Here is a 22716-nt window from a genome sequence, read left to right as displayed (position 1 = left end):
TTCTAGGATAGATTAGCACATACTAATCCATCCAGAATTTGGCTTCATTTATTAAGCATTAATTTTTGAACGAAGATAAGCATTAATAAAGATATCAAGGTCACCATCCATAACAGATTGTGTATTCCCGACCTCTGTATTTGTGCGGTGATCTTTCACCATGGAATATGGATGGAAAACATAAGATCGGATTTGGCTGCCCCAACCGATTTCTTTTTGTTCCCCACGGATTTCCGCAAGCTTCTCTTCTTGCTCTTCAATTTTACGTTGATACAATTTCGCTTTTAACATCTTCATGGCTGTTTCTCTGTTTTTTATTTGGGAACGTTCTGTTTGACAGGAAACAACAACCCCTGTAGGAATATGTGTAATACGTACAGCAGAGTCCGTGGTGTTAATATGCTGACCACCCGCTCCACTTGCACGGTACGTATCAATTTTTAAATCTTCTGTGCGCACTTCGATTTCGATTTCATCATTAAACTCAGGCATTACATCACAAGAAACAAAGCTTGTATGTCTGCGTCCAGATGAATCAAATGGGGAAATACGAACTAAACGGTGCACCCCTTTTTCTGCTTTTAAGTACCCATAAGCATTATGGCCTTTAATTGCCAATGTTACACTTTTAATCCCAGCTTCATCCCCTGGCAAATAGTCCAAAGTTTCCACCTTGAAGCCTTTTTTCTCTGCATATCTTGTATACATACGTAATAGCATGCTGCCCCAGTCTTGAGACTCTGTTCCACCAGCTCCTGGATGAAGTTCCAAGATGGCATTGTTTTTATCATATGGTCCACTTAATAATAAATTTAATTCGAACTGGCTTAAACGACCAACTAATTCTGTAAGCTCCTCTTCTAACTCCGCACGAAGTTCAGCATCGTCTTCTTCTTTAACCAATTCATATGTTAACTCAAGATTTTCAAAAGTTTCCACTAATTTATAGAACTCATGAACTTGATCTTTTAATGCATTGCTTTCTGATATGACGGTCTGAGCAGCCTGCTGATCATTCCAGAAATCAGGATGAAGCATATCATCTTCTAACATAGCAATACGTGCCTCTTTGTTTTCTAAGTCAAAGAGACCCCCTAAAGTTTTCTAGTGTTACATTTATCTTTTCTAACTCATTACGAATATCTGCTAATTCCATTCATGTCACCCTTTATATAAATTATAGTACTAGGTAGTTTACTACTTCCTTTATGTATTATATGGCTTTTTGCAAAAAAATGCATGTTTTCCTGTTAATTTCATGGTGGATAATGTTTTTACTGGAGGAAAAAGAGAAATAGTTGTGCGTTTTTTTTATATGCTTGCGGCTTCACCACCTTTACTTGCGACTCTCCCTTTCACCTACAAACTTGCTCCGCAAACCAAAACCAAGAAAAAAAACCTATCCTTCCTTAAAAGGAAAGATAGGCTGCTCACGAAATTCTTTTATAAATTTGCTCCATGGCAATTTTTATATTTCTTGCCGCTTCCACAGAAGCATGGTGCGTTACGTCCAATATCTAGTTGTTTTACTGCTGGCTTTTTCTTTGGTTTCTTGTCGCCGCCTTCTTCTTTCGGGTTTACTGCTTGGCCTTTTGCCACTTCTTCCCTTTCCAGATTATTGCGGATTTCTGCTTTCATGATATATTTAGCGACATCTTCTTCAATGGCAATAACCATTGCTTCAAACATAGCAAAACCTTCTGATTGATATTCACGAAGCGGGTCGATTTGTCCATATGCACGAAGGTGAATACCTTGGCGTAACTGATCCATTTGGTCAATATGGTCAATCCACTTGCTGTCTACTGCACGAAGCACGATAACTTTTTCAAATTCGCGCATTTGCTCAGGAGAAAGCTTCTCTTCTTTTTCATTATAGCTTTGTAGTACTTTCGCAAAAATGAATTCAACGATTTCATCGCCTTCTTTTCCGCGAAGATCACTTACTTCTACTTCGCCTTCGTTAAGAAGATTTCCACTTACATAATCCACGATCGCTTGTAAATCCCAGCTTTCTCTATCAGCATTATCTGGAGTATGCGCTTGGATATTTCTCTCTAATGATGATTTAATCATATTTTCTACAATAGAGCGCAGATTTTCCGAAGTTAATACCTCGTTACGTTGTGAGTAGATAATCTCACGTTGTTGACGAAGAACATCATCATATTGTAGCAATTGCTTACGTGAGTCAAAGTTATTTCCTTCAACACGTTTTTGGGCAGATTCTACAGCACGAGAGACCATTTTACTTTGAATTGGCTGAGAATCATCCATGCCTAGTCTTGTCATCATATTTTTCATATTATCGGAACCAAAACGGCGCATCAATTCATCTTCCATCGAAAGATAGAATTGTGTAACCCCTGGATCTCCTTGACGACCAGAACGACCACGAAGCTGATTATCAATACGTCTACTTTCATGACGCTCTGTACCGATAACGGCTAATCCGCCTAATTCTTTTACACCTTCACCAAGTTTAATATCCGTACCACGACCTGCCATGTTCGTTGCGATTGTGACGGAACCTTGTTCTCCGGCAGTTGCAATGATTTCCGCTTCTCTTTCATGGTTTTTCGCGTTCAAGACATTATGTGGAATGCCCTTTTTCGTCAAATATTTAGAAATAATTTCAGATGTTTCAATCGCAACTGTACCAACAAGTACTGGTTGGCCTTTTTTGTGGCGCTCCGCAATGTCCTCCACTACCGCTCTAAATTTCCCATCCATAGAAGCATAGATTAAATCTGCGCGGTCATCACGAACGATCTCACGATTTGTTGGAATAACAACAACGTTCATATTATAAATGTTGCGGAATTCTTCTTCTTCTGTTTTCGCTGTACCAGTCATCCCTGCAAGCTTTTCGTACATACGGAAATAGTTTTGGAATGTGATGGTTGCAAGGGTCATACTTTCATTTTGAATCTCTAAGTTTTCCTTTGCTTCAATTGCTTGATGCAAGCCATCGCTGTAGCGGCGACCTTTCATCAGACGACCTGTAAATTGGTCAACAATGACAATTTCGCCATCTTGAACCACATAGTCTACATCCTTATGCATACTTGCATGGGCTTTTAGCGCTTGGGTAATATGATGGTTAATCGCAACATTGGAAACATCAAAGAGGTTTTCAATTTGGAATACACGCTCTGCTTTGGACATTCCTTCTTCTGTTAATTGAACACCCTTTGTTTTTTCATCATACGTATAATCTTTTTCTGGTTTTAAGCTGCTGACAAAAATGTTGGCACGAACATAAAGCTGTGTTGATTTTTGCGCGGAACCGGAAATGATCAGCGGTGTACGTGCTTCATCAATTAAAATAGAATCGACTTCATCGATTACAGCATAATACAATGGTTTTTGTACCTTCTGCTCATTATAAAGAACCATGTTATCACGCAAATAGTCAAAACCAAACTCATTATTTGTTCCGTAAGTAATATCTGCATTATAAGCAGCTTGCTTATCTTCTCTTGAAAGGCCATTTAAGTTAAGCCCCACTGTTAAGCCAAGAAAATTATACAATTGTCCCATTTCTGCCGCATCACGAGTAGCAAGATATTCGTTGACTGTAACAACATGGACCCCTTTACCAGAGAGAGCATTTAAATATACAGGCATTGTCGCAGTTAACGTTTTACCTTCCCCCGTTTTCATCTCTGAAATATTACCTTCATGAAGGGATGCTCCCCCCATTAACTGGACAGGGTATGGATAAAGTCCAAGCACACGCTTTGCTGCTTCTCGAACAACTGCAAATGCTTCTACCAATAAGTCGTCTAATGTTTCACCTTTTTGGAATCGCGCCTTGAATTCTTCTGTTTTTCCCTTTAATTGCTCATCCGATAATGCTGCTGTTTCATCTGCAAGCAATTCAATCTTATCCGCAATTTTAGTTAATTTTTTAATATCGCGTTTGTTTTGATCAAATACTTTATTTAAAATTCCAAGCATTAAAAAACGCTCCTTTTTCTATTATAATGAGAAATCGCACTAGTTATTGGGAAGATTATCTTTTTATCATTAAAAACAGATGAAAAATATTTGTCTTCTTTGTTAACTTATCCTGTGATTTCATCCTTTAAAATCCATTTTTTGATTATTTATCTATAAGACTGACGTAATACTATATATTATAGAAGAAAAATGATCGCTAAATACCCATTTTTCTTTAAAATGAAACTAGTATCATCTATACATCTTACCATTTCCACAATAGCGTGACAACTTATACCTAGTAAAACAAAGCACTCTATCAAGCAAACGGACACAAAACAAATAAAACGAGAGGCATGAATATTATTCTGCACTCTCGTTTTATTTGTTTTGCCTATCGCCAATTCACTAACACTCTTTTAATCGACCTATTCGATTTTTATCGCTTTTTCCTGTGCTTCAATACATAATGCCGCAGCAGTAAAGGCATGTTCCTGTGTCATCGCATTTTCTGTGCCATTTATGCAATCTAAAATAAATTGACCGAAAAATGGATAGCCTACTTTACCGCTTAATTGATAGTATTTTTCTCCTTCTCCATTTACCAAAAATAAATGGTTCCCCTCCTTGCTGCGTGCTATATCAATATACTTTCGCACTTCAATATAGCCTTCTGTCCCAATAATTGTCACACGGCCATCTCCCCAAGTTCCCAGCCCATCCGGAGTAAACCAATCGACACGGAAATAAAAGGTAGCGCCATTATCTGCCACCAAGGTTGCATCCCCATAATCCTGAAATTCTGGGTATTGCTTATAGTGATAGTTAGCAACCGTACTATGGAGGACTTTCGCACTTTTCGCATTTGCATAATGCAAAAATTGCTCGATTTGATGACTGCCAATATCCGTTAAAATTCCGCCATATTGCTCTGGATCAAAGAACCAGTCAGGTCGGCTATTTACATTAGCACGATGTGGCCCTGTGCCCATTACAGAAATAACCCGGCCAATCGCTCCTTCTTCTATTAATTGACCAGCAAATACGGCACTTTCTACATGTAATCGTTCACTATAATAAATCCCCCATCTTAGACCTGTCTCTGCTACCTTTTGCTTTGCTTGCTCGACTTGTGCCATTGTAGTAAAAGCAGGTTTATCCACAAAATAGTGTTTCCCAGCATCTAATACTCTTAACCCTAGTGGGCCACGCTGGACTGGAATATTCGCACTTGCTACAAGCTGAATCGTTTTATCTTGGAGGATTTCCTCTTCTGACGCTGCTGCCCTTGCTTGTGGATAGATTTGGATAAATTTTTGCACTTTTTCAGCATATAGTGATAGGTAAACCTTTGAGGCCATCTCCAGCTTTTCCCCCACTTCACACCGTGCATGAGACTTTCATCTCACACGGCGTTCCATTGAAAATTCCAAAAGAATCGTGTGTTATTTATTATGTATCTAGCATTCTTGGAAATTTCCAACTAGAGCCTATCCCTCCCCCATTTATTATCATGGTTTCATAGGTACTGTGACTCCACTCTCACGAAAGGTTAATCTGTTTTAATAGGTTAGATTGTTCCCCTTTATATACAGAACTGCTTCATAAGCAGGTTAATGCCTCCACATCCTTCCGCTTTCCACGTTCCAATTTCTCTATCCTTCCCATATATCCTTAGGTCTCTCCTATGGTCCTGTATGTATAACTTGCCTGTAACAAGCTATGGGCTTTCATAATCCAGATTCTTAATTACCCACCCATACGATCGCAATTTTGCCACCTGCTGCATTTCTACAGCATTTATGTCTAGAACCGTACATTCGGAGATTTGTCAGTATATCCCTATTCATTCTAACCATAGATACTTTATGGACTCCCGGCATATAGGATACACCATCTACCGCTAGACAGCTTTCGTGATTGACAAGGAAAGCCCCTTATCAACTTACGGTATCTCTCTGCCGACTTCACCGAGCTTCATACCAATCTATTTAACCATAGAAATGGCATGTCGGAGTATTAGAGTAGGCGTTTCAGAGCGTTACCTCTTCATTCCACCTATCGAGAAATCAGTTCTCCTAAGGTGATTAAAGAACCTTAGTGTCTAACCTTTTCCGTTAGAAACGTGTCGCACCTGGATCATAAACAGCTACTAACGTGCCGCCTGCTTCTATTAATCCATTACACATCCCATAGATATGCCCATGGTCTAAGCCAATCGCAGCAAACAGAAATTCCCCTTCTTCGACTACCTTATTTACTTGACCTTTCGGCGCATAATTCATTCCATCATTTTTATTCACATTTTTCTCCTCCTTCATATTACTCATATTTACCGCCTACCGTAATATCATTATCTTCAAAATTTTCAACGGCTGTTTTCTTTTCGTAAAAATGAATTGCATTTGTCTGTGTACCTTCTCTTGTGTAGAATAAATTATCTTTTGTTAATGGCAGCTTAATGGTTTTCCCTGTACTCGCAGATTCATAGATTGCTGAAATAAGCTCAAGTGTTTGTCTGCCTTGTTCTCCATCTACTAGCACTGCTGTTCCTTGTTCCAACGCTGTTAACACATCATCGATTTGACCAGGGTGCCCTTCATATGGAATATCATCTAGCTGCTCATAATAGCGCTGAATTTTTTCTTCCAGTTCTGTATCCGCTACTGGAAAGCCATTTCCCTTTGATTTAGACGCTTTTACTTTCCATGGTACGGAGACTCTAGCATTTTTACCCTGAAAGATTAACTGCTGTTCTTCTCCATGATGGATAACAGAGCTTGTTATTTGTGCAAGGCTGCCATCATCATAACGGCAAATAGCAACAGAAATATCCTCTACTTCCGCATTATCATGAGAGGCATTACTCATCACAGCAGTTACCTCTGAAGGCATTCCATTCATCCATTTAAAAATATCAATATGATGGACTGCATGATTTAAGGTACAACCACCACCCTCTTTTTCCCAAGTACCTCGCCACCATAAATCATAATAGCTATGCCCGCGCCACCAAAAGGAATCAACCTGTGTATGGACAATTGGTCCCATCATTTTCGTATCAAGTACGCTCTTTAACTTCATCATTGGACTTTGAAAACGATTTTGCGAAATAACGGACAATAACTTGTCATTTCTTTCTGCCGCTGCATTCATGGCATCACACTCTTCTAAAGAAGAAGCCATTGGTTTTTCCACCAATACATTTTTTCCAGCATCAAGAAAATCAATGGCAATTTTTGCATGAGTATAAGGCGGCGTACACACCGAAACTAAATCAATGTCTGTTCGCTCCAGCATCATTTGATAGTCTTCGTACACGGTTGCATTCAAATGGAATTCTTCGGCCTGTTTTTTTGCCTTTTCAGGATACAAATCACATAAGGCAACAATCCTACAGCGCTCAGGAAATTGTTGATATGCTTCAATATGAGCAGATGAAATAGCTCCTGAACCGATAATAGCTACATTTAGCACAAAACCCTCTCCTTTTCCTTAATCTATTTATTCTTGTTAAAAGAGATTTAGAATTGTTAATCTCCTCGAAATACCTTCTTAACGTTTCATATAAGTCTAGCAGTCTTCTTTGTTTGAAATGCTTCTAAGTAATTCTATACGACTATTTCACATAAATATTTTTTTCGGAATCAGCGAATTACCATTTTATTTTTTACCAAGCCGTCTTTGGGTAAAGCTGGAAATCCATAAACTTATAAAAGCAAATAACAATAAGGGAAACATTAATGTTAATGCTAGTGAATTAAGCATTGGCTGCGGCTGGGAACCTGCTCCTTGAAGGACACTAAATACCATGACACTTAATGTCTGTGTCTTCGGTCCGGAGATTAATAGGATAATGGTAAATGTGCTAAACATACGAATGAAAATATTAATGGCAGAAGCCGTTAACCCAGGGACTAATTGCGGGATAACAATTCTACTAAATAATTTAAATTTAGTTGCACCTAAGGATTCAGCAGCCCATTCCAATCTTGGATCCAGCGACTCCATAAATGGAAGCAAAATGAAAACAGAAAACGGAATACCGACAATTAAGTTAACTAATATTAAGCCAGGAATTGTTTCCGCTAGACCTGTTGAATAAAAAATGGAAGCAACAGGTATAGCATAAACAAGTTCTGGTAAGGTAAAAGGCATCTGAAAGAAACTAATCAAGCCTTCTTTAAAAGGAAATGACTTACGCCCCAATACATATGCAGTTGGAATACTTAGCAACAATGATATAATGGTCGCAGTTACAACAATTTGTAAGGTTATTTTATAAAAATGCCCTATTTCATAAACCTGCCAAGCCTGAACAAACCAGTCCACTGTGTACCCCGCTGGAAGGAAAGTACCATACCATTCTGTTCCAAAGGCAGTTAATAATACCGCGATCGTCATCCCAATAATGGAGGTAATACATACTATTATTAAAAGCCATGTTAGAAATTTATAGAGTAGTTTGAGTAATCCTGCCACTTTACTGTTCTTAGGTACACTTGCTTCCGTAGGATTGTTTATACCACCCTTTATGGTATTCTCCACAATTCTCACTACATCTCACCTCTTTGTTATTTAAATGTACTTGCTGAACCGACGAATCCTCGTTTACGTAATGCAAACACAATTGCCAGGATTACTAATTGCGTAATTGCCATTACTACAGCAACTGTATTAGCCATACTGTAGTTAAAGTTTCGCATCGCCTCTTCGAAAGCAACTACAGCAAATGTCCGGGTTGCCGATGCAGGGTTACCTACAATCACGGCAGAGGTATACACACCAATCTGCATAATAATATTTAAAGCAAATACTCTTAAAACCCCACCACGAATAAGTGGATAAAATACTCGTCTAAATGTAACCCATTCGCTGGCACCAAGCGATCTGGAAGCCTTTTCTAAATTTGGGTCAATGGAATCCATCATCCCGATGAAATTAGTAGCAAGGAATGCCACACCCAAAATAACACAAGCAATAAATGCACCAGTATAGTTATAGACAAGTCTGACTGGCTCATCAATAAGGCCAATTTGTAAAAGAATCGTGTTGAACCAGCCTGTTGGCTTGAAAAATGAAATAATCGCCATATCAATAATTAAGGAACCTAATGTAAGGGGGAAAATAATTAATCCGGCAATTATTCCTTTGCCCTTCATCTTTCCTCTTATATAATAGGTAATCGCGAAAGCAATAAATAGCTCTAGAAATGCTGCTGGAATCACTAAAGCAAGCGTTCGAAAAATAGTTTGATAATAATCTGGATTTGTAAAAAACTCAATATAGTTACCCATCGTGAAATGAGAGGTTCCATTTTCTTGGAACGTCATCATAATCCCTCTTATTAAGGGATAAACAAATATCAAAAGTACTGGAAACAGACTCGGCAGAAGCATTAAATAATCACTTTTTTTCGGTTTTGCCTGATGATTCATGTTTTCACCCCTCATCCAAAATAATAATCTTAGCGGGATTCAAATATAGCTTTACTTTTTGGTGGGCCTTATAAGGATCCAGCCCTAAAACACTGGTCTTCAAAATAGAACCATCTTTGGTTTTAATTTCATAGCCAGTAGTGCTTCCAACATAATCCCCAACCAATATCTCCCCTTCTATTACATTGGCTCCGATTCGATCATTTGAGACAATTTCAATCATTTCTGGCTTAATTGTTAGAAGTACACTATCCCCTACCTGATGGCGACCATCCCCTTTTATTTCCAAACGAAGCTTTGCATCTGATTCAAAAATAAAGTGATCATTATTTTTACTGACAATTTTTCCTTTAATAAAGTTAGCGTAGCCTAAGAAATTGGCAACAAAGTGATTTTTAGGCTTTCCGAAAATTTCCTTTGGAGTGCCTAGCTGTTGAATTTCCCCTTTAGACATTACTGCTATTTTGGTGGAAAGCGACAATGCTTCTTCTTGATCATGTGTTACATAAATGGTGGTGATCGCTAGTTCATCATGAATTTTTTTAATTTGAATTCGCATATCTTTACGAAGCTTTGCATCCAAATTACTTAATGGTTCATCTAATAATAGAACCTTTGGGCGAATAACTAGTGCTCTTGCAAGGGCAACACGCTGCTGCTGTCCTCCACTTAACTCTTTAATAAATCTATTTTCCAGTCCATTTAGCTGAACCATCTCCACTGCTTCTTGTACTCTGCGCTTTTTTTCCTTTTTTTCTACTTTGCGCATATCTAAACCAAATGCGATGTTTTGAGAAACAGTCATATGAGGAAATAAAGCGTAGTTCTGAAAAACCATGCCAATATCTCGCCTATTCATAGCAATATGATTAATCGGAGAGCCATTAAATAGAATATCTCCTGAAGTCGGCTCAAGGGTTCCTAATACCATCGATAAAATAGTTGTTTTCCCACAGCCGCTCGGTCCAAGGAATGTCATAAATTCGCCGCTTTCAATGGTCAAATTCGCATTATTCACAGCTGTTGATTCACCAAATTGTTTTGTTAAATTCTTGATTTCAACCTTTGTACTTGTCGTATTCTTGATTGCTTTAGATGCTGCCGACTCCGTATTTGCCAATACTGATTGTTCCATACTAATTCTCCTCCTTCTCTCCCTAGTCTCTAGCAAACAAGAGACTAGGGAAAATACTTCCTATTTGAGTGCTTGAATTTTTTCTTCCCAAAGACCGTATAATTCATTGGTCTCTTCTAAGTCTGGGAATAGTATCCATTCTCCGTCTGGAACTTTCATTTTGTCGCCTTCTTTAAACTCTGGCATTACGGACTCCACTAGAGTTTCATATGATTTTTGATATTTAGGTTCTAGCATATCAGGTGTTGCTAGACTATTTGCTGGAAGGAAGCCTCGAACATATCCTTGTGCTTGTATTTCCTTCGAAGTAGCAAACTTTAGAAACTCGAGCGCAGCATTTTTACGATCTTCTGGTAAATCTTTTACCATTACATAAAATTGAGAATCGATAACTTGTTTGGCATCCTCCAATTTCACAGCTTCAATATGCGGCGGGATTGTTTTAATCGCTTTATTATCCGCATACCAGAATGGGATGTGCGGTACAATATCTACTGCTCCCTCATAAAGAAGATCAAAGGAGTCAGATGTTTTTGCTGGGTAGTATTCAATCGTTTCTCCAATTTCTTCTAAATAATCCCACGTTTTATCTAATGAGCTTGGATTATTTAAATCTTCTCCCATTGCTTGAATAAGACCAAAGAAGAATCCTCGTGCTGGACCACTAGATGGAACTGCAGGGTATGTAAATTTTCCTGGATTTTCTTTAATCCACTTTCTTAATTCTTCATATGTTTTCGGTGGGTTTTTAACTGTTTTTGTGTTATACATCAAGATAGGACCACCAGAACCAGTTGTAACTGGTGCACCATAGCCTTCGAATTTATCAATATACTCCTGACCAATTCCATTCCATTCTGCAGAATGAGTCTCTTCTGAGTATTCGGGTAATATCTTTTCCCATAAGCCTTCTTTAATGCCAAGTGGAAGACCATCTAAACCAGTCACCACTAGATCAATGGTTCCATTTTTACCTTGGGTTTTTATTTTGTTGATTACTTCTTGGGGTGTACCTCGACCATATTCCACGTTGTATTTTCCATCTGTTGCTTCTTCAAACATCGGTATAACAATATCCTTATAGTATTCATCTCCACCAGCGGCCGAATAAATCGTAAGCGTTATTTTACCATTTTTTCCTCCAGAACTTTTTTCAGCTCCTCCGCATGCAGATAGTAATAAACTAATTGTCATGATTATTGTTAAAAAAAGCCATCTATGCTTTTTCAAAATAATCCCCCCAATTCTCCTGTATTATTAATGCTCGCAAATAAAAATGCAGAATTGTTACTGGACTAAGATGTATTTTGTTTCCCCTTCTAAGAATCACCCCCTTTAAGTAACCTCGGCATCGTATAACGCTAAAATAATTGCAAACGATTACAATTATACAAATTCAAGATATTCGTTCTATATCCTTCTTTTACTCAAGAAGAATATACTAGTATGGCAGTTTGAAGTTTAATTATTATTTATCGTAAGATTTATGCTTAAAGTTTACGATTCTATTTTGAAAGATCTTTGCGCTGTGTAAACAATGGGAGAAATGATTTGTTTTAAAACTACTGTTAAATGAATCTGTTTTATTCAAAAAGGGTGGTTTTTTGGATGCTTTAGCTTTCACGATTTAACTTCCTCTATTAAACATGATCAATCAGTGGAGTTGTTGCCCCCCACTAATTGAAAGGTGACCAAATTGGTCTTTAAGCGCAGCTGTTCCTCCACCTTTGTTTTCTTTAGGTGTAAAAGTCGATTTTGCGGGGAAGAGTGGTACTAATTAATAGATCATTCTATTTTTTTCGTCGGCAATTCCTGATTTTCTATAAAAATACGTATTAATGCGATCACACCATTCTTTTGCATTTTCTAACTGCAGCTGTAAACGTTCTTGCACATTTTTAAAAATCCAATCCTCTACTTTTCCTTCTAATTCATGCCATTTCTTAATAAACATCACCACTTCTTCTACCCCTTGAAAATGGGTATTATAAATATGCTGAATGACCGTCTCTCCAGAATTAAGTTTATGTAAGTATGGGACATGGTGGAAAAATAGCAGAAGCTCATCTGGACAATCTTCTAAAGAATTGTATCGTTGTGCATTTGGTCCAAAATATTGCCCTGCGTAGCCAGTTCCCGTTTCCATTGTACGATCTACCCCAATTCCATCACGATCTGCAAAGTGATAGGTACCCCATTTGGAATATTCGTATCCGTCTACATTCGGACCATAATGATGATCTGGATTAACCATCCAGCCAACACCAAGGGGGGCAGTATAATTTTCATATGTGTTCCATGATGAAAGTAAAATCTCTTTAACAACACTTGCAACTTTTGGATTTTCCCCAAATGTTAATTGAATCCATTCATTAGTGATTGTTTCTGTCGTTAAGTCAGGATTCCATGTTAATCTGCCAAAGCCATAGAGATTTGCCTGTGCTAAAGTATTTCCAGTCCAATTTATATCATTGCCAATATTGGAGACAGCAGCAATGCCACTATGGCTATAGTTATAAAGTGTGCCAGCTACGATTGATTTAACGGTCGATCCTTCTCCATCCGAATAGGTATCAAAATCTAACACCTCTTTCCATTGTGGTACTAAATAGCAAACATCCTTCTGTTGACCGGTATATTCCTGTGCAATTTGAAATTCCACAACTTGATTTGTTTCCTTCATAGCACCTATTAGTGGAGAGATTGGTTCCCGCACTTGAAAATCCATGGGTCCGTTTTTAATTTGTAAAATGACATTATCAAGAAACTGCCCATCAAGCGGCTTAAAATGATCATACGCAGCTCTGGCACGATCTGTTTTTCTATCACGCCAATCCTGTAAGCAATTATAGACAAAACAACGCCATACTACTTTTCCATTAAAAGGCTGTAATGCTCGTGCTAAAACATTTGCCCCCTCAACATGGCCTCTTCCATAACTGAATGGTCCCGGTCTGCCCTCTGAATCTGCCTTCACCACAAAACCGCCGAAATCAGGGATATAGCGATAAATTTCTTCTGCCTTTCTCGCCCACCACTTTTCTACCTCTTTATCAAGTGGATCAGCAGTCGCCAGGTTTCCTAACTCTATTGGACTAGCAAAGTTTATACTTAAATAGGTAGTTATTCCATAAGACCTTAAAATATTTGCTACCTCTTTTACTTTAGGTAAAAACTCCTTTGTAAGCAATTTCGTTTCTACCTTCCATACATTAACATTATTAATAGAAATAGCATTGACACCTACAGATGATAAAAGACGAGCATAATCCTTTACCCTTGTTAAATCCTCATTGAAATCGTTATCATTAAAAAAGATTGATTTTCCAGAATAACCACGTTCAATGGATCCGTTCATGTTATCCCATTGATTCATCATCCTCAACTGATTCTGCGGTGCTTCCTTTATTTCTAAGCCAATTAACGGCTCTTCTTGCTGTAAAATTCTTAAGAAATGAAAAGCTGCATATAATGCGCCTCTATCTGTTTTTCCAATTAATAACATCTGTTTATTATCTTCAGTGGTTTTTAATAAATAGCCTTCCTCATTTAAGTCATCAAATAACGTGGATGAAATTCCGTAATCATTTAAGTTAACGCTTTCATATGTACCTAAAATAATAGAGCTTTTCTTTGAAGTATATGGTTGAAGAGTTGGATTAACGTCTAACATGGATTTAATTGCATTCTGGAGTTCCCTTGCAGCAGAATTAATAATGGGTGTATCTTCTGCTATTCCAATCATAGAGGCGATATTACTGTATTGATGAGCGTTTTCTATTTTACGATACTGTAGCCAACAATGATAACTATTGGTTACGAATTGTTGATTTTCTTTATCCACCATTTTTTCCATTTACTTAATCCTCCTATAATTAACCAATAAAGATTGATTAAAATTCTGTGAAAAGGTTAGGTTAGATTCTGTTCATTTTAACGAAAATAATCAGGATACGTCTTCTTTAGTTCCTCTTTCTCAAAGTTAACTAAGTTTAAATGTATTCCTATTAGTTTTTCTGCTTCGCTTGCTTTCTTTTCCTTTATAAACTGAAAAATATCTTTATGCTGAGAAACAAGCATATCCCATTCCAGATTGGATTCCACTCGAAGCACACGCAAGCGGTCAAAGTGACTATTCATTTTTCTAATCATCTTCCAAGTTCTCAGCTTGTTACATCCCTCAAATAATAAACGATGGAACTGATCATCCAATTCCAATAATTGATGGTAGGATTGATTTTTTAAGCATAATTCCTGCATGGCAATATTAGATTCCAATTTAAATAACTGCTCTTGTTTAAAAACCTGACAAACTTCTTTCACAACTGCTTTCTCCATATTTTCCCGGACAAACCTTGCTTCTTCCACCAGCTCTAAATCAATCAAGGAAACAATCGTACCAATTTGCGGATATATCCCCAGCAAATCTTCTTGTGACAGCTTTAAGAAGGCCTCTCTTACAGGCGTACGACTTACATTTAACTCACTTGCGATTTCTTGTTCAGAAATCTTTAGCCCTGGTTTTAACTCTAATTCTGTAATTCTATTTTTTAATGATTCATACACAAAATCTCTGGTAGAGATATTTTCCTTTTTCCAAATCGAAACGATTATACTCACCTTTTCCTCGGTATTCTAATCATACTAGTATGGTAGTTCGTATTTTCATTATAAAAGGACTCCCTTGGAATTTCAATCCTTTTTATTAGACTAATTTTGCATTTCTGACTATTTAAATTTTTATGATATAGGGAAAATAGGCGGTTGCAGTTTGGAATGAAGAATTAAAATTTTTAAAATTATCTCAATTGCATTAAACTATGAACATTAACAATATCAAAAAACTCCCATATTAATAGGGAGTTTTTCTGCATTTTCATTTAAGCCAAGAATATTGCTCCATACACTAGAGAACCCGCTATCACATAAGCTGGATGAACCTTAACCTTTTCCAATAAAATCAGGCTGACAGCTCCAAGAAATACAGTTTGCAAGATTCCTATTCCATGATAAGAATTCTGGAAAAAACTAATCGTCATCATGGCGAGTAAGACAGCAATCACAGGTCTCACTAAGTTTGTCAGCAAACTTACTTTAGGTGAATCTTTAAAATTCATTAACAGCCGTAATAAGGCAATCATTAATAATAAGGACGGTGCAACCGTTGCAATAACCCCAATACTCGCACCAATTATTCCACCTTCTTGATATCCAATATAACCTGCCATTTTAGTCGCGATCGGGCCTGGCAGTGCATTTCCCATTGCCAGTATTTCACTAAATTCATTTTCGGTTACCCAGCCATACCGATCGACCACTTCTTTTTCCACTAAAGGGATCGATGCTGGTCCCCCTCCATAGCCAAGAATACCCGGAAGAAAAAATGCCAAAAAAATATGCCAAAAAATCATGATGCCTTCACCTCTTTCACTTCCTCTTTTTGCTTCTTGCTAAGTAGAGAGACGACAATGATAACTCCTATGACAATCGCGGGATGGATTTGGAGAAGGACTAAAAGAATAAGACTTGCGGCCATCAACCCAATAGTCATCTTCAGACGAAAATGACTATTTACTTTCTTTAGAAAGTCTACTGTCAATACCCCTAGCATTACACCAACCACAGGAACAACAGCCTTTGTCATTCCTAATACCCAAGGCTTATCTTTAAAGGAATTTAAAAAAGTTAATAAAACAATCATTAATAATATCGTCGGAACAACAGATGCAATAATAGCGTTTATCATCCCGAATACGCCCTTTACTTGCCAGCCAATATAACCAGCCATTTTCGTGGCAATTGGTCCTGGCAACGCATTTCCTAATGCCAAAACATCAGAAAACTCATCATCTGTCATCCATTTATATTTATCCACTACTTCGTTTTTTACAAGAGGAATTGAAGAAGGACCACCGCCATATCCTAAAATCCCTACTCGAAAAAAAGCAAGAAATAGATGCCAATGTGTCATAAACTCAACAACCTTTCTGCAGCTTTACCAGGAGGCAATCGTTCCATCTGTTCTTGATTCTGTTCCTCCAATTAATACACCTGTTTCTTCATCTCTCCAGATAATCTGTCCTCTGCCGAAATGTCCAAACTCTGTAGCCGTTTGAATCTCATGTCCCCGCCTTGCAAGTGCTTGAGCTAAATAGTTAGGAAAATGCGGCTCTACTAGTATCTTCTTCCCTTCCGTCCACTGCCAGCGCGGTGCATCTAAAGCCGCTTGTGGATTCAAATGAAAGTCGATTGTATTGGTGACAATTTGGAAATGACCTTGTGGCTGCATATAACCGCCCATCACCCCAAAAGGTCCGATTGGCTTATTATCTTTCGTAAGGAATCCAGGGATAATTGTATGATAGGTTCTTTTCCCCGGTTTTAATGCATTGGGATGGGCTGGATCGAGGGAAAAATCATGCCCCCTGTTTTGCATGCTAATCCCTGTTCCGGGAATGACAATTCCTGAGCCGAAGCCCATGTAATTACTTTGAATATAGGAAATCATATTTCCTTCTTCATCTGCTGCGGCTAAGTAAACCGTTCCTCCCTTTGGAGGTGATAGCGGTTCAGGTGTAATGGCTTGGTCGCCAATTTTTTTTCTTCTTAAAGCAGCATATTCTTCGCTTAATAATTCCTTTACTGTATGAGGCATTTCCTTTTCATCGGTAATAAATGCTTTTCCATCCGTAAATGCAAGCTTCATTGCTTCTATATGTTTATGGTATGTATCAACAGTATCCTTCTCTGTTAACTTGAAGCCTTTAGCAATATTAAGTGCCATTAATGCGACCAATCCTTGCCCGTTCGGTGGGATTTCCCAAACATCATAACCTTTATAAGAAACAGAAATTGGCTCCACCCATTCAGGATAATAACGCTCTAAATCTTCTTTTTGAAGATAGCCATTATGCTCTTTCATAAACTGTGCTATTTTATCAGCTAATTCCCCACGATAAAAGCTCTCTGCATTTGTTTCTGCAATAGAGCGCAATGTAGAAGCATGACCTGGTGATGACCAAATCTCCCCAATTTGTGGTGCTTTTCTATTAGGAGTAAACGTATCAAACCAAGGCGTATATTCATCTCCTTGAAAACTTTCTTTAAAGCGATTATAGGCCAGATTCCAATACTTTCCGAGAGTTGGGCTAACTGGATAGCCTTCTTCAGCAAGACGAATAGCTGGTGCCAATGCTTCTTTCAAAGGTAATTTCCCAAACTTTTCTGAAAGTGACGCCCAGGCAGATGGAACACCTGGTACTGTTACTGGAATAACGCCATAAGTTGGTATCTTTTCTAGCCCTTTTGCTTTTAACGAATCAATGGAAATAGAGCTTGGTGCAGGTCCGCTCGCATTTAATCCATGCAGCTTATCCTTGAACCATACAAGTGCAAAGGAATCTCCGCCGATTCCATTAGAAGTTGGTTCCACTACTGTTAATGCCGCGGCTGTTGCAATTGCTGCATCAATCGCATTTCCGCCCTTTTGTAAAATCTCTAAACCAGCTTGAGCAGCAAGAGGCTGCGACGTAGCAACCATTCCCCTTTTTGCAAAAACAGTATTTCGCTGAGAAGGATAAGGGTGATACAAGTAATCTAGTTTCATCTTAATTCAATTCCTTTCCGACATAATGACAGGCAACAAAGTGATTTACTTCTGCTTCTTGCCACTCTGGCTTTGCTTGTTTGCATAGATCTGTTGCTATCGGACAGCGTGTATGGAATGGACATATCTCTATAAGGGAGAGTACAAGCTGAAATAACCTTCTAATAATCATGGAGATCAATCATCTCACCTTCCCCTCTTTGTAAAAATATCCAATTTTAACTTTCAGAAGGAAATCAAATCACTTTATTTGATTAACAAACGAAAGAAAATAATTAATATTCATGATTATAAGACAGTTATAAACAGAATTCTAGTCATTTTTCTAAAAAAATTAATAATTATATATATTCTGTATTTACAGAAAACAAAAGAATCCTTTCGTACCTCTAATATTTATTTTTTCGAAATAATAATATATTTTTCACAAAGTATTGAGGGGAAATTACTAGAGAGCATGTGAGGTGAATTCTTTTAATAATCATTATTTTTTCAGTATTTTTATACTACTGTTATTTTCTTATAGTAATTTAGTTGCTTGAATCCCTTCAGATTAGTAGGGATGTAAAAAGATCAATATTATTTCAAGAAAGTACATACACTTATATTTTTTGTTGGAGATTTTTTTTAATTTGTGAATTTCTCGGAGAGAATCGATGAGGTTTCCAATATTTCACAATATAGCTATTTAAGAAGGTCGATTTGCTAGGAAGGTTTGGTAATGGCAAGACATGTAATTCATTTATATGAATTGGTGTGTAGGAAGGTTTGTAGTAATTATCTATTATCCTCCGCTTTTCGTCAGGAAGCGGAGGACAATAGACAAGTAGAAGAAAGCAATATTTCTTTTCTTCTTAAGGCGCAAAATCAATTTGACCAGTAAACAAGAGGATAAAAATGATGATCCAAAATATAAACAAAGAACAGGAAAATATGAAAGATATTATAGGGATTACCTTTTTCTCTGTTTTCTTCATCATTGCAATGATTGATAATAGGATCCCTGTACCCGTAAGAATAAATGTAATATAATCACCAACCGCATTTCCGTTATTAGCTATTCTTGTCGGTGTGACAAAAACAATAAAGACACAAATAATACCAATGGCAAGAGCAATATAACTAATTATACTGTACTTTTTTGGTGTGTTGATTTTATTTTCCAAATATAAACAACCTTTCTAATTTTTATAATATACATGTATTTTATCATGCTTTTTCTTAATTATGGAAATTAATTCGGATAGACTTTGGAAAAAAGAAGACAATAAAATACCAAACAAAAGATTAACATAATAAATTTGATCTTTGTTTGGTATTTGCTTCAAATTTTTAAACCATTTCTACTTTTAAACCTTCTTAGAAGAATATGGCTTTCCACTCTTGTGATGCCTTCTAAGGAATATAATTCGTTGTTTGTAAAGCTTTCTAGTGCTTCGAAGTCTTCGACGAGAACGTGCATATGTAAGGTGCTTGGCCCCGTCATTTGATAGCAGCTAGCCACCACAGGATTTTCCGCTAGTGTTTGAGCTACTTGAATGAGGGAAGCTGGCTCGCAGTCTACTTCAAAAAAAGCAGAAACTGTTTTGCCTACTTTTTCCGAATTGATTACAGCACTGAATTTTTCAATCACTCCATTTTCGATTAGTTGGCTGACTCGCTCTCTTATAGCCACGCGAGATAATTGCAGCTCTTTGCCAATTTCCACATAGGAAAGTCTGCCATTTGCTGTTAGTAATTCTAATATTTTTTTATCTATTGCATCTAATTTCATTTAATCACCACGCATCTTCTCTTTATAAAATATGTTTCATTATAGCTTGTAGATAGGAAATAAGAAAGTATTCTTTAGAATTTTCAAACTTTCTAAAGTAAATGACAAGCACGAATGGAATATTTAGTTGAATTGTCTATTGACTTGGGGGGATAACGAATTTTCTTGTGTTATATCAACATATAGAATAAAGCCTGCAATGTAATCACTGCAGGCTTTATCCATTATTATTGAGCTTCAATCAGGCCGTATTTCCCATCTTTCCGTTTATAAACGATATTGGTGTTGTTAGTTTCTGCGTCTGTATAAACGAAAAAGTTATGGCCTAGTAAATCCATTTGCAGGATTGCTTCTTCACTATCCATTGGTTTTAGATTGAAGCGTTTTTGGCGGACAATTTCTAGCTCCTGTTCTTCTTCCTCCACATTTGGTGTGCTTTCGTAAGAACCAAATAGTTCATTCAGATTTCCTTTTTCTCTATGCTTACGATTTACTTTTGTTTTATGTTTTCTTATTTGTCTTTCTAATTTATCAGAGATTAAATCAATAGCTGCATACATATCCATATGATCTTCTTCTGCACGTAACAGCAACTGGGACATTGGAATTGTAACCTCTACCTTGGATGTTTTATCATTGTACGTTTTTAAATTCACATTTACTTGTGCATCTGGTGATTCAGAAAAATATCTTTCTAATTTAGAGATTTTCTTTTCGACATACTCTCTAATTGCTGGAGTTACCTCAATGTTTTCTCCTCTAATGTTGAAATTCATAAGTTACTCCTCCTTTATAGTTTCCAGTGCAAGTCTTATTTTTTCCTTATAGGAAATGAAAATATACCATATAAGGAATTATTTTGACTATACTATCTATTTCTATCATACCCTGGCAAAATCCTGCTAAAACGATAAGAAATTTCGACAAAATTGTGAACTTTTTAAATACAAACGCTTACTATTATTCTATCAAAAATTATTTTCAACAAATTTTTATGTTAGAAAATGTTTCAAATCGATTAACAGCGGTTATATATACACCATAATCAAAACGTTTAGCTCGTACGAAAATAAAGTGACTGATTACCACCTAGTAAAAAGAACTAGTTCTTTGAAAAAAGAAGATAGGCAAGTGTTAGTATAACCAGTATTTTCTATTTCAAAAGTAGAGGCTATTGAAGTTAAATATCTATACAAAGATTCTCCCTTTTGAAAAACATTTCGACATAATCTATGAGAAGAAGCCTATATTCCTAACAATAGATGGAATTATGAGTATTACTTATTCGGTCGGTGTCGAGTTTTAGCGAAATTAATCAAAATATTTTTACAATTCAATGTTTTATATTTGCTACAATGAACACATTAAGAATTTAACCTGGAGGTAAAAGAATGAGTGAAGCAATTTTACAGAATCAGCCTGAATTAGAACTAAAGGAAATGGAAGAGGAAGAGTACTATTACAAGTTGTGGGAAGACGATCGTTTATAGGCCGAAATAGATCTACTTGATAAGAAAGGAAAGAACATTTGCTTTTTTAAGAAGTGTTCTTAAAATTTGAAATCTTCCTGGTAAAATAAGTAATAAATTACTTTCTTTTGAATTTCTAACAAATGAACTTTGATAACGCATACTGGAGGGATCTATTTTGAATAAAAAATGTATTGCAATGCTATTGGCTGGCGGAAGAGGGACAAGACTAAAAAAACTAACAGAAGAATTAGCAAAACCGGCAGTACCCTTTGGGGGAAAATACCGTATTGTTGATTTTACATTAAGTAATTGCCGTAATTCAGGAATAGATACTGTTGGTGTATTAACACAATATCAGCCGCATGTACTGCAAAATTACATTAAAGACGGAAAAGATTGGGATTTGGACAGCAGAGATGGCGGACTAAGCATCCTCCCTCCATACCAATGTGGTACAGAAGAACGCTGGTATGATGGTACAGCCCATGCTATCTATCAAAATATATCCTATATTGACCAGTATAACCCGGATTATGTTCTCGTTATTTCTGGTGACCATATTTACAAAATGGATTATAATTTAATGCTGCAGCAGCATATCAAAACAGGGGCAGATGCAACAATTTCTGTTACGGAGGTTCCTTGGGAGGAAGCAAATCGTTTCGGTATTATGAACACAGATGGCACCAATAATCGAATCGTCGACTTTGAAGAAAAGCCATCTAATCCTAAATCAAATCTAGCTTCCATGGGTGTATATATTTTCAAATGGAAAACGCTTAAATCTTATCTACAAAAAGAAGAAAAGAACGAATTATCTTCTAAGGACTTTGGAAAAGATATTATTCCTGCCATGCTGACAGATAACCGCAAACTACATGCTTACACATTTAAAGGTTATTGGAAGGACGTTGGGACAATCGACAGCTTCTGGGAAGCAAATATGGACTTATTATCAAAGGAAAGCAATATCTTTCTAAATGACAAAGACTGGACCGTATTTACCCACGAACAGTGCTACGCCCCGTCCTATATCGAATCTTCCGCTACCGTAAATCGCTCCATTATCAGTGAAGGCTGCGAAATTTATGGAACTGTTGAAAACTCTGTTATCTTCAATGATGTCATTATCGGAAAAGGAGCAATCGTCAAAGATTCCGTACTCCTACCTGGAACCGTTATCGGCGAAAATGCTGTCATTGAAAAAAGCGTAACAGCATGCAATGTAACAGTGGGAGATCACAGCATTATTGCACCAAAGGACGCTGATTCAGAAATTATTTTGATCGGTGAAAGTATTGAGAATAAACAGACCCGTGTTGGGTTGTCTAGAGTGATTTGAATAT

At 37.0% G+C, this 22716-nt stretch carries 18 protein-coding genes and 1 pseudogene; 1 reads left to right on the top strand and 18 read right to left on the bottom strand.

Annotated elements, in window-relative coordinates:
• Positions 1–51: 51 nt before the first annotated feature.
• From prfB to hpf, 18 genes and pseudogenes are all read right to left on the bottom strand, one after another.
• Positions 52–1156 (bottom strand): peptide chain release factor 2 gene (prfB, locus tag NiCM35_RS05985; RefSeq protein WP_123258225.1). Its coding sequence is split into 2 segments (ribosomal slippage): positions 52–1083 and positions 1085–1156, totalling 1104 coding nucleotides; the frame shifts between segments, so codons are not numbered across the junction.
• A 287-nt stretch (positions 1157–1443) separates the two neighbouring features.
• Positions 1444–3963 (bottom strand): preprotein translocase subunit SecA, encoded by a 2520-nt coding sequence (gene secA, locus NiCM35_RS05980; protein ID WP_095330302.1) that lies wholly within the window; start codon positions 3961–3963, stop codon positions 1444–1446.
• Positions 3964–4373: 410 nt separating this feature from the next.
• Entirely contained in the window at positions 4374–5306 is a 933-nt protein-coding gene (locus NiCM35_RS05975) for a Gfo/Idh/MocA family protein (RefSeq protein ID WP_095330301.1), read from the bottom strand.
• 774 nt (positions 5307–6080) lie between these two features.
• A pseudogene (locus NiCM35_RS05970) lies at positions 6081–6248 on the bottom strand (Gfo/Idh/MocA family protein); the annotation flags it as partial.
• A gap of 19 nt (positions 6249–6267) precedes the next feature.
• Positions 6268–7422: a Gfo/Idh/MocA family protein gene (locus NiCM35_RS05965; protein ID WP_095330300.1), complete on the bottom strand. Its 1155-nt coding sequence runs from the start codon at positions 7420–7422 to the stop codon at positions 6268–6270.
• Between the two features lie 186 nt (positions 7423–7608).
• Positions 7609–8502 carry an ABC transporter permease gene (locus NiCM35_RS05960; protein WP_047943901.1) on the bottom strand — a complete coding sequence of 298 codons (894 nt, stop codon included), beginning with the start codon at positions 8500–8502 and terminating at the stop codon, positions 7609–7611.
• A gap of 17 nt (positions 8503–8519) precedes the next feature.
• Complete coding sequence (locus tag NiCM35_RS05955; RefSeq protein WP_433778929.1) at positions 8520–9383, bottom strand: ABC transporter permease; 864 nt, start codon at positions 9381–9383, stop codon at positions 8520–8522.
• A gap of 4 nt (positions 9384–9387) precedes the next feature.
• Positions 9388–10518: an ABC transporter ATP-binding protein gene (locus NiCM35_RS05950; protein WP_095330297.1), complete on the bottom strand. Its 1131-nt coding sequence runs from the start codon at positions 10516–10518 to the stop codon at positions 9388–9390.
• 60 nt (positions 10519–10578) lie between these two features.
• Positions 10579–11748 (bottom strand): extracellular solute-binding protein, encoded by a 1170-nt coding sequence (locus NiCM35_RS05945; RefSeq protein ID WP_433778926.1) that lies wholly within the window; start codon positions 11746–11748, stop codon positions 10579–10581.
• Between the two features lie 547 nt (positions 11749–12295).
• Entirely contained in the window at positions 12296–14374 is a 2079-nt protein-coding gene (locus NiCM35_RS05940) for an alpha-glucuronidase family glycosyl hydrolase (protein ID WP_095330295.1), read from the bottom strand.
• 77 nt (positions 14375–14451) lie between these two features.
• Entirely contained in the window at positions 14452–15138 is a 687-nt protein-coding gene (locus tag NiCM35_RS05935) for a GntR family transcriptional regulator (protein ID WP_235850275.1), read from the bottom strand.
• Between the two features lie 260 nt (positions 15139–15398).
• Complete coding sequence (locus NiCM35_RS05930) at positions 15399–15929, bottom strand: chromate transporter (RefSeq protein ID WP_433778924.1); 531 nt, start codon at positions 15927–15929, stop codon at positions 15399–15401.
• Positions 15926–16489 (bottom strand): chromate transporter, encoded by a 564-nt coding sequence (locus NiCM35_RS05925; RefSeq protein ID WP_095330293.1) that lies wholly within the window; start codon positions 16487–16489, stop codon positions 15926–15928. Before NiCM35_RS05925 ends, NiCM35_RS05930 begins: the two co-directional genes overlap by 4 nt.
• A gap of 24 nt (positions 16490–16513) precedes the next feature.
• Positions 16514–18124: a gamma-glutamyltransferase family protein gene (locus NiCM35_RS05920; RefSeq protein WP_123260582.1), complete on the bottom strand. Its 1611-nt coding sequence runs from the start codon at positions 18122–18124 to the stop codon at positions 16514–16516.
• 1 nt (position 18125) lies between these two features.
• Positions 18126–18305: a hypothetical protein gene (locus NiCM35_RS05915; RefSeq protein WP_412973421.1), complete on the bottom strand. Its 180-nt coding sequence runs from the start codon at positions 18303–18305 to the stop codon at positions 18126–18128.
• A gap of 673 nt (positions 18306–18978) precedes the next feature.
• Positions 18979–19290, bottom strand: a complete 312-nt coding sequence (locus tag NiCM35_RS05910) for a hypothetical protein (protein ID WP_095330291.1) — start codon at positions 19288–19290, stop codon at positions 18979–18981.
• A gap of 158 nt (positions 19291–19448) precedes the next feature.
• Positions 19449–19898, bottom strand: coding sequence for an Lrp/AsnC family transcriptional regulator (locus NiCM35_RS05905; protein ID WP_095330290.1), 450 nt, complete (start codon positions 19896–19898; stop codon positions 19449–19451).
• Positions 19899–20125: 227 nt separating this feature from the next.
• Positions 20126–20674, bottom strand: a complete 549-nt coding sequence (gene hpf, locus NiCM35_RS05900; protein WP_047943892.1) for a ribosome hibernation-promoting factor, HPF/YfiA family — start codon at positions 20672–20674, stop codon at positions 20126–20128.
• A gap of 868 nt (positions 20675–21542) precedes the next feature.
• On the opposite strand from hpf, the gene NiCM35_RS05895 reads away from it, so the two are divergent.
• Positions 21543–22712 (top strand): glucose-1-phosphate adenylyltransferase, encoded by a 1170-nt coding sequence (locus tag NiCM35_RS05895; RefSeq protein WP_095322054.1) that lies wholly within the window; start codon positions 21543–21545, stop codon positions 22710–22712.
• Positions 22713–22716 lie beyond the last annotated feature (4 nt).

It is taken from the genome of Niallia sp. M35, from assembly GCF_050971705.1.
GTDB classification, from domain to species: Bacteria; Bacillota; Bacilli; order Bacillales; family Cytobacillaceae; genus Niallia; species Niallia circulans_A.
The sequence above is the reverse complement of the archived record's forward strand: the minus strand, read 5'-3'. Positions and strand labels throughout refer to the sequence as shown.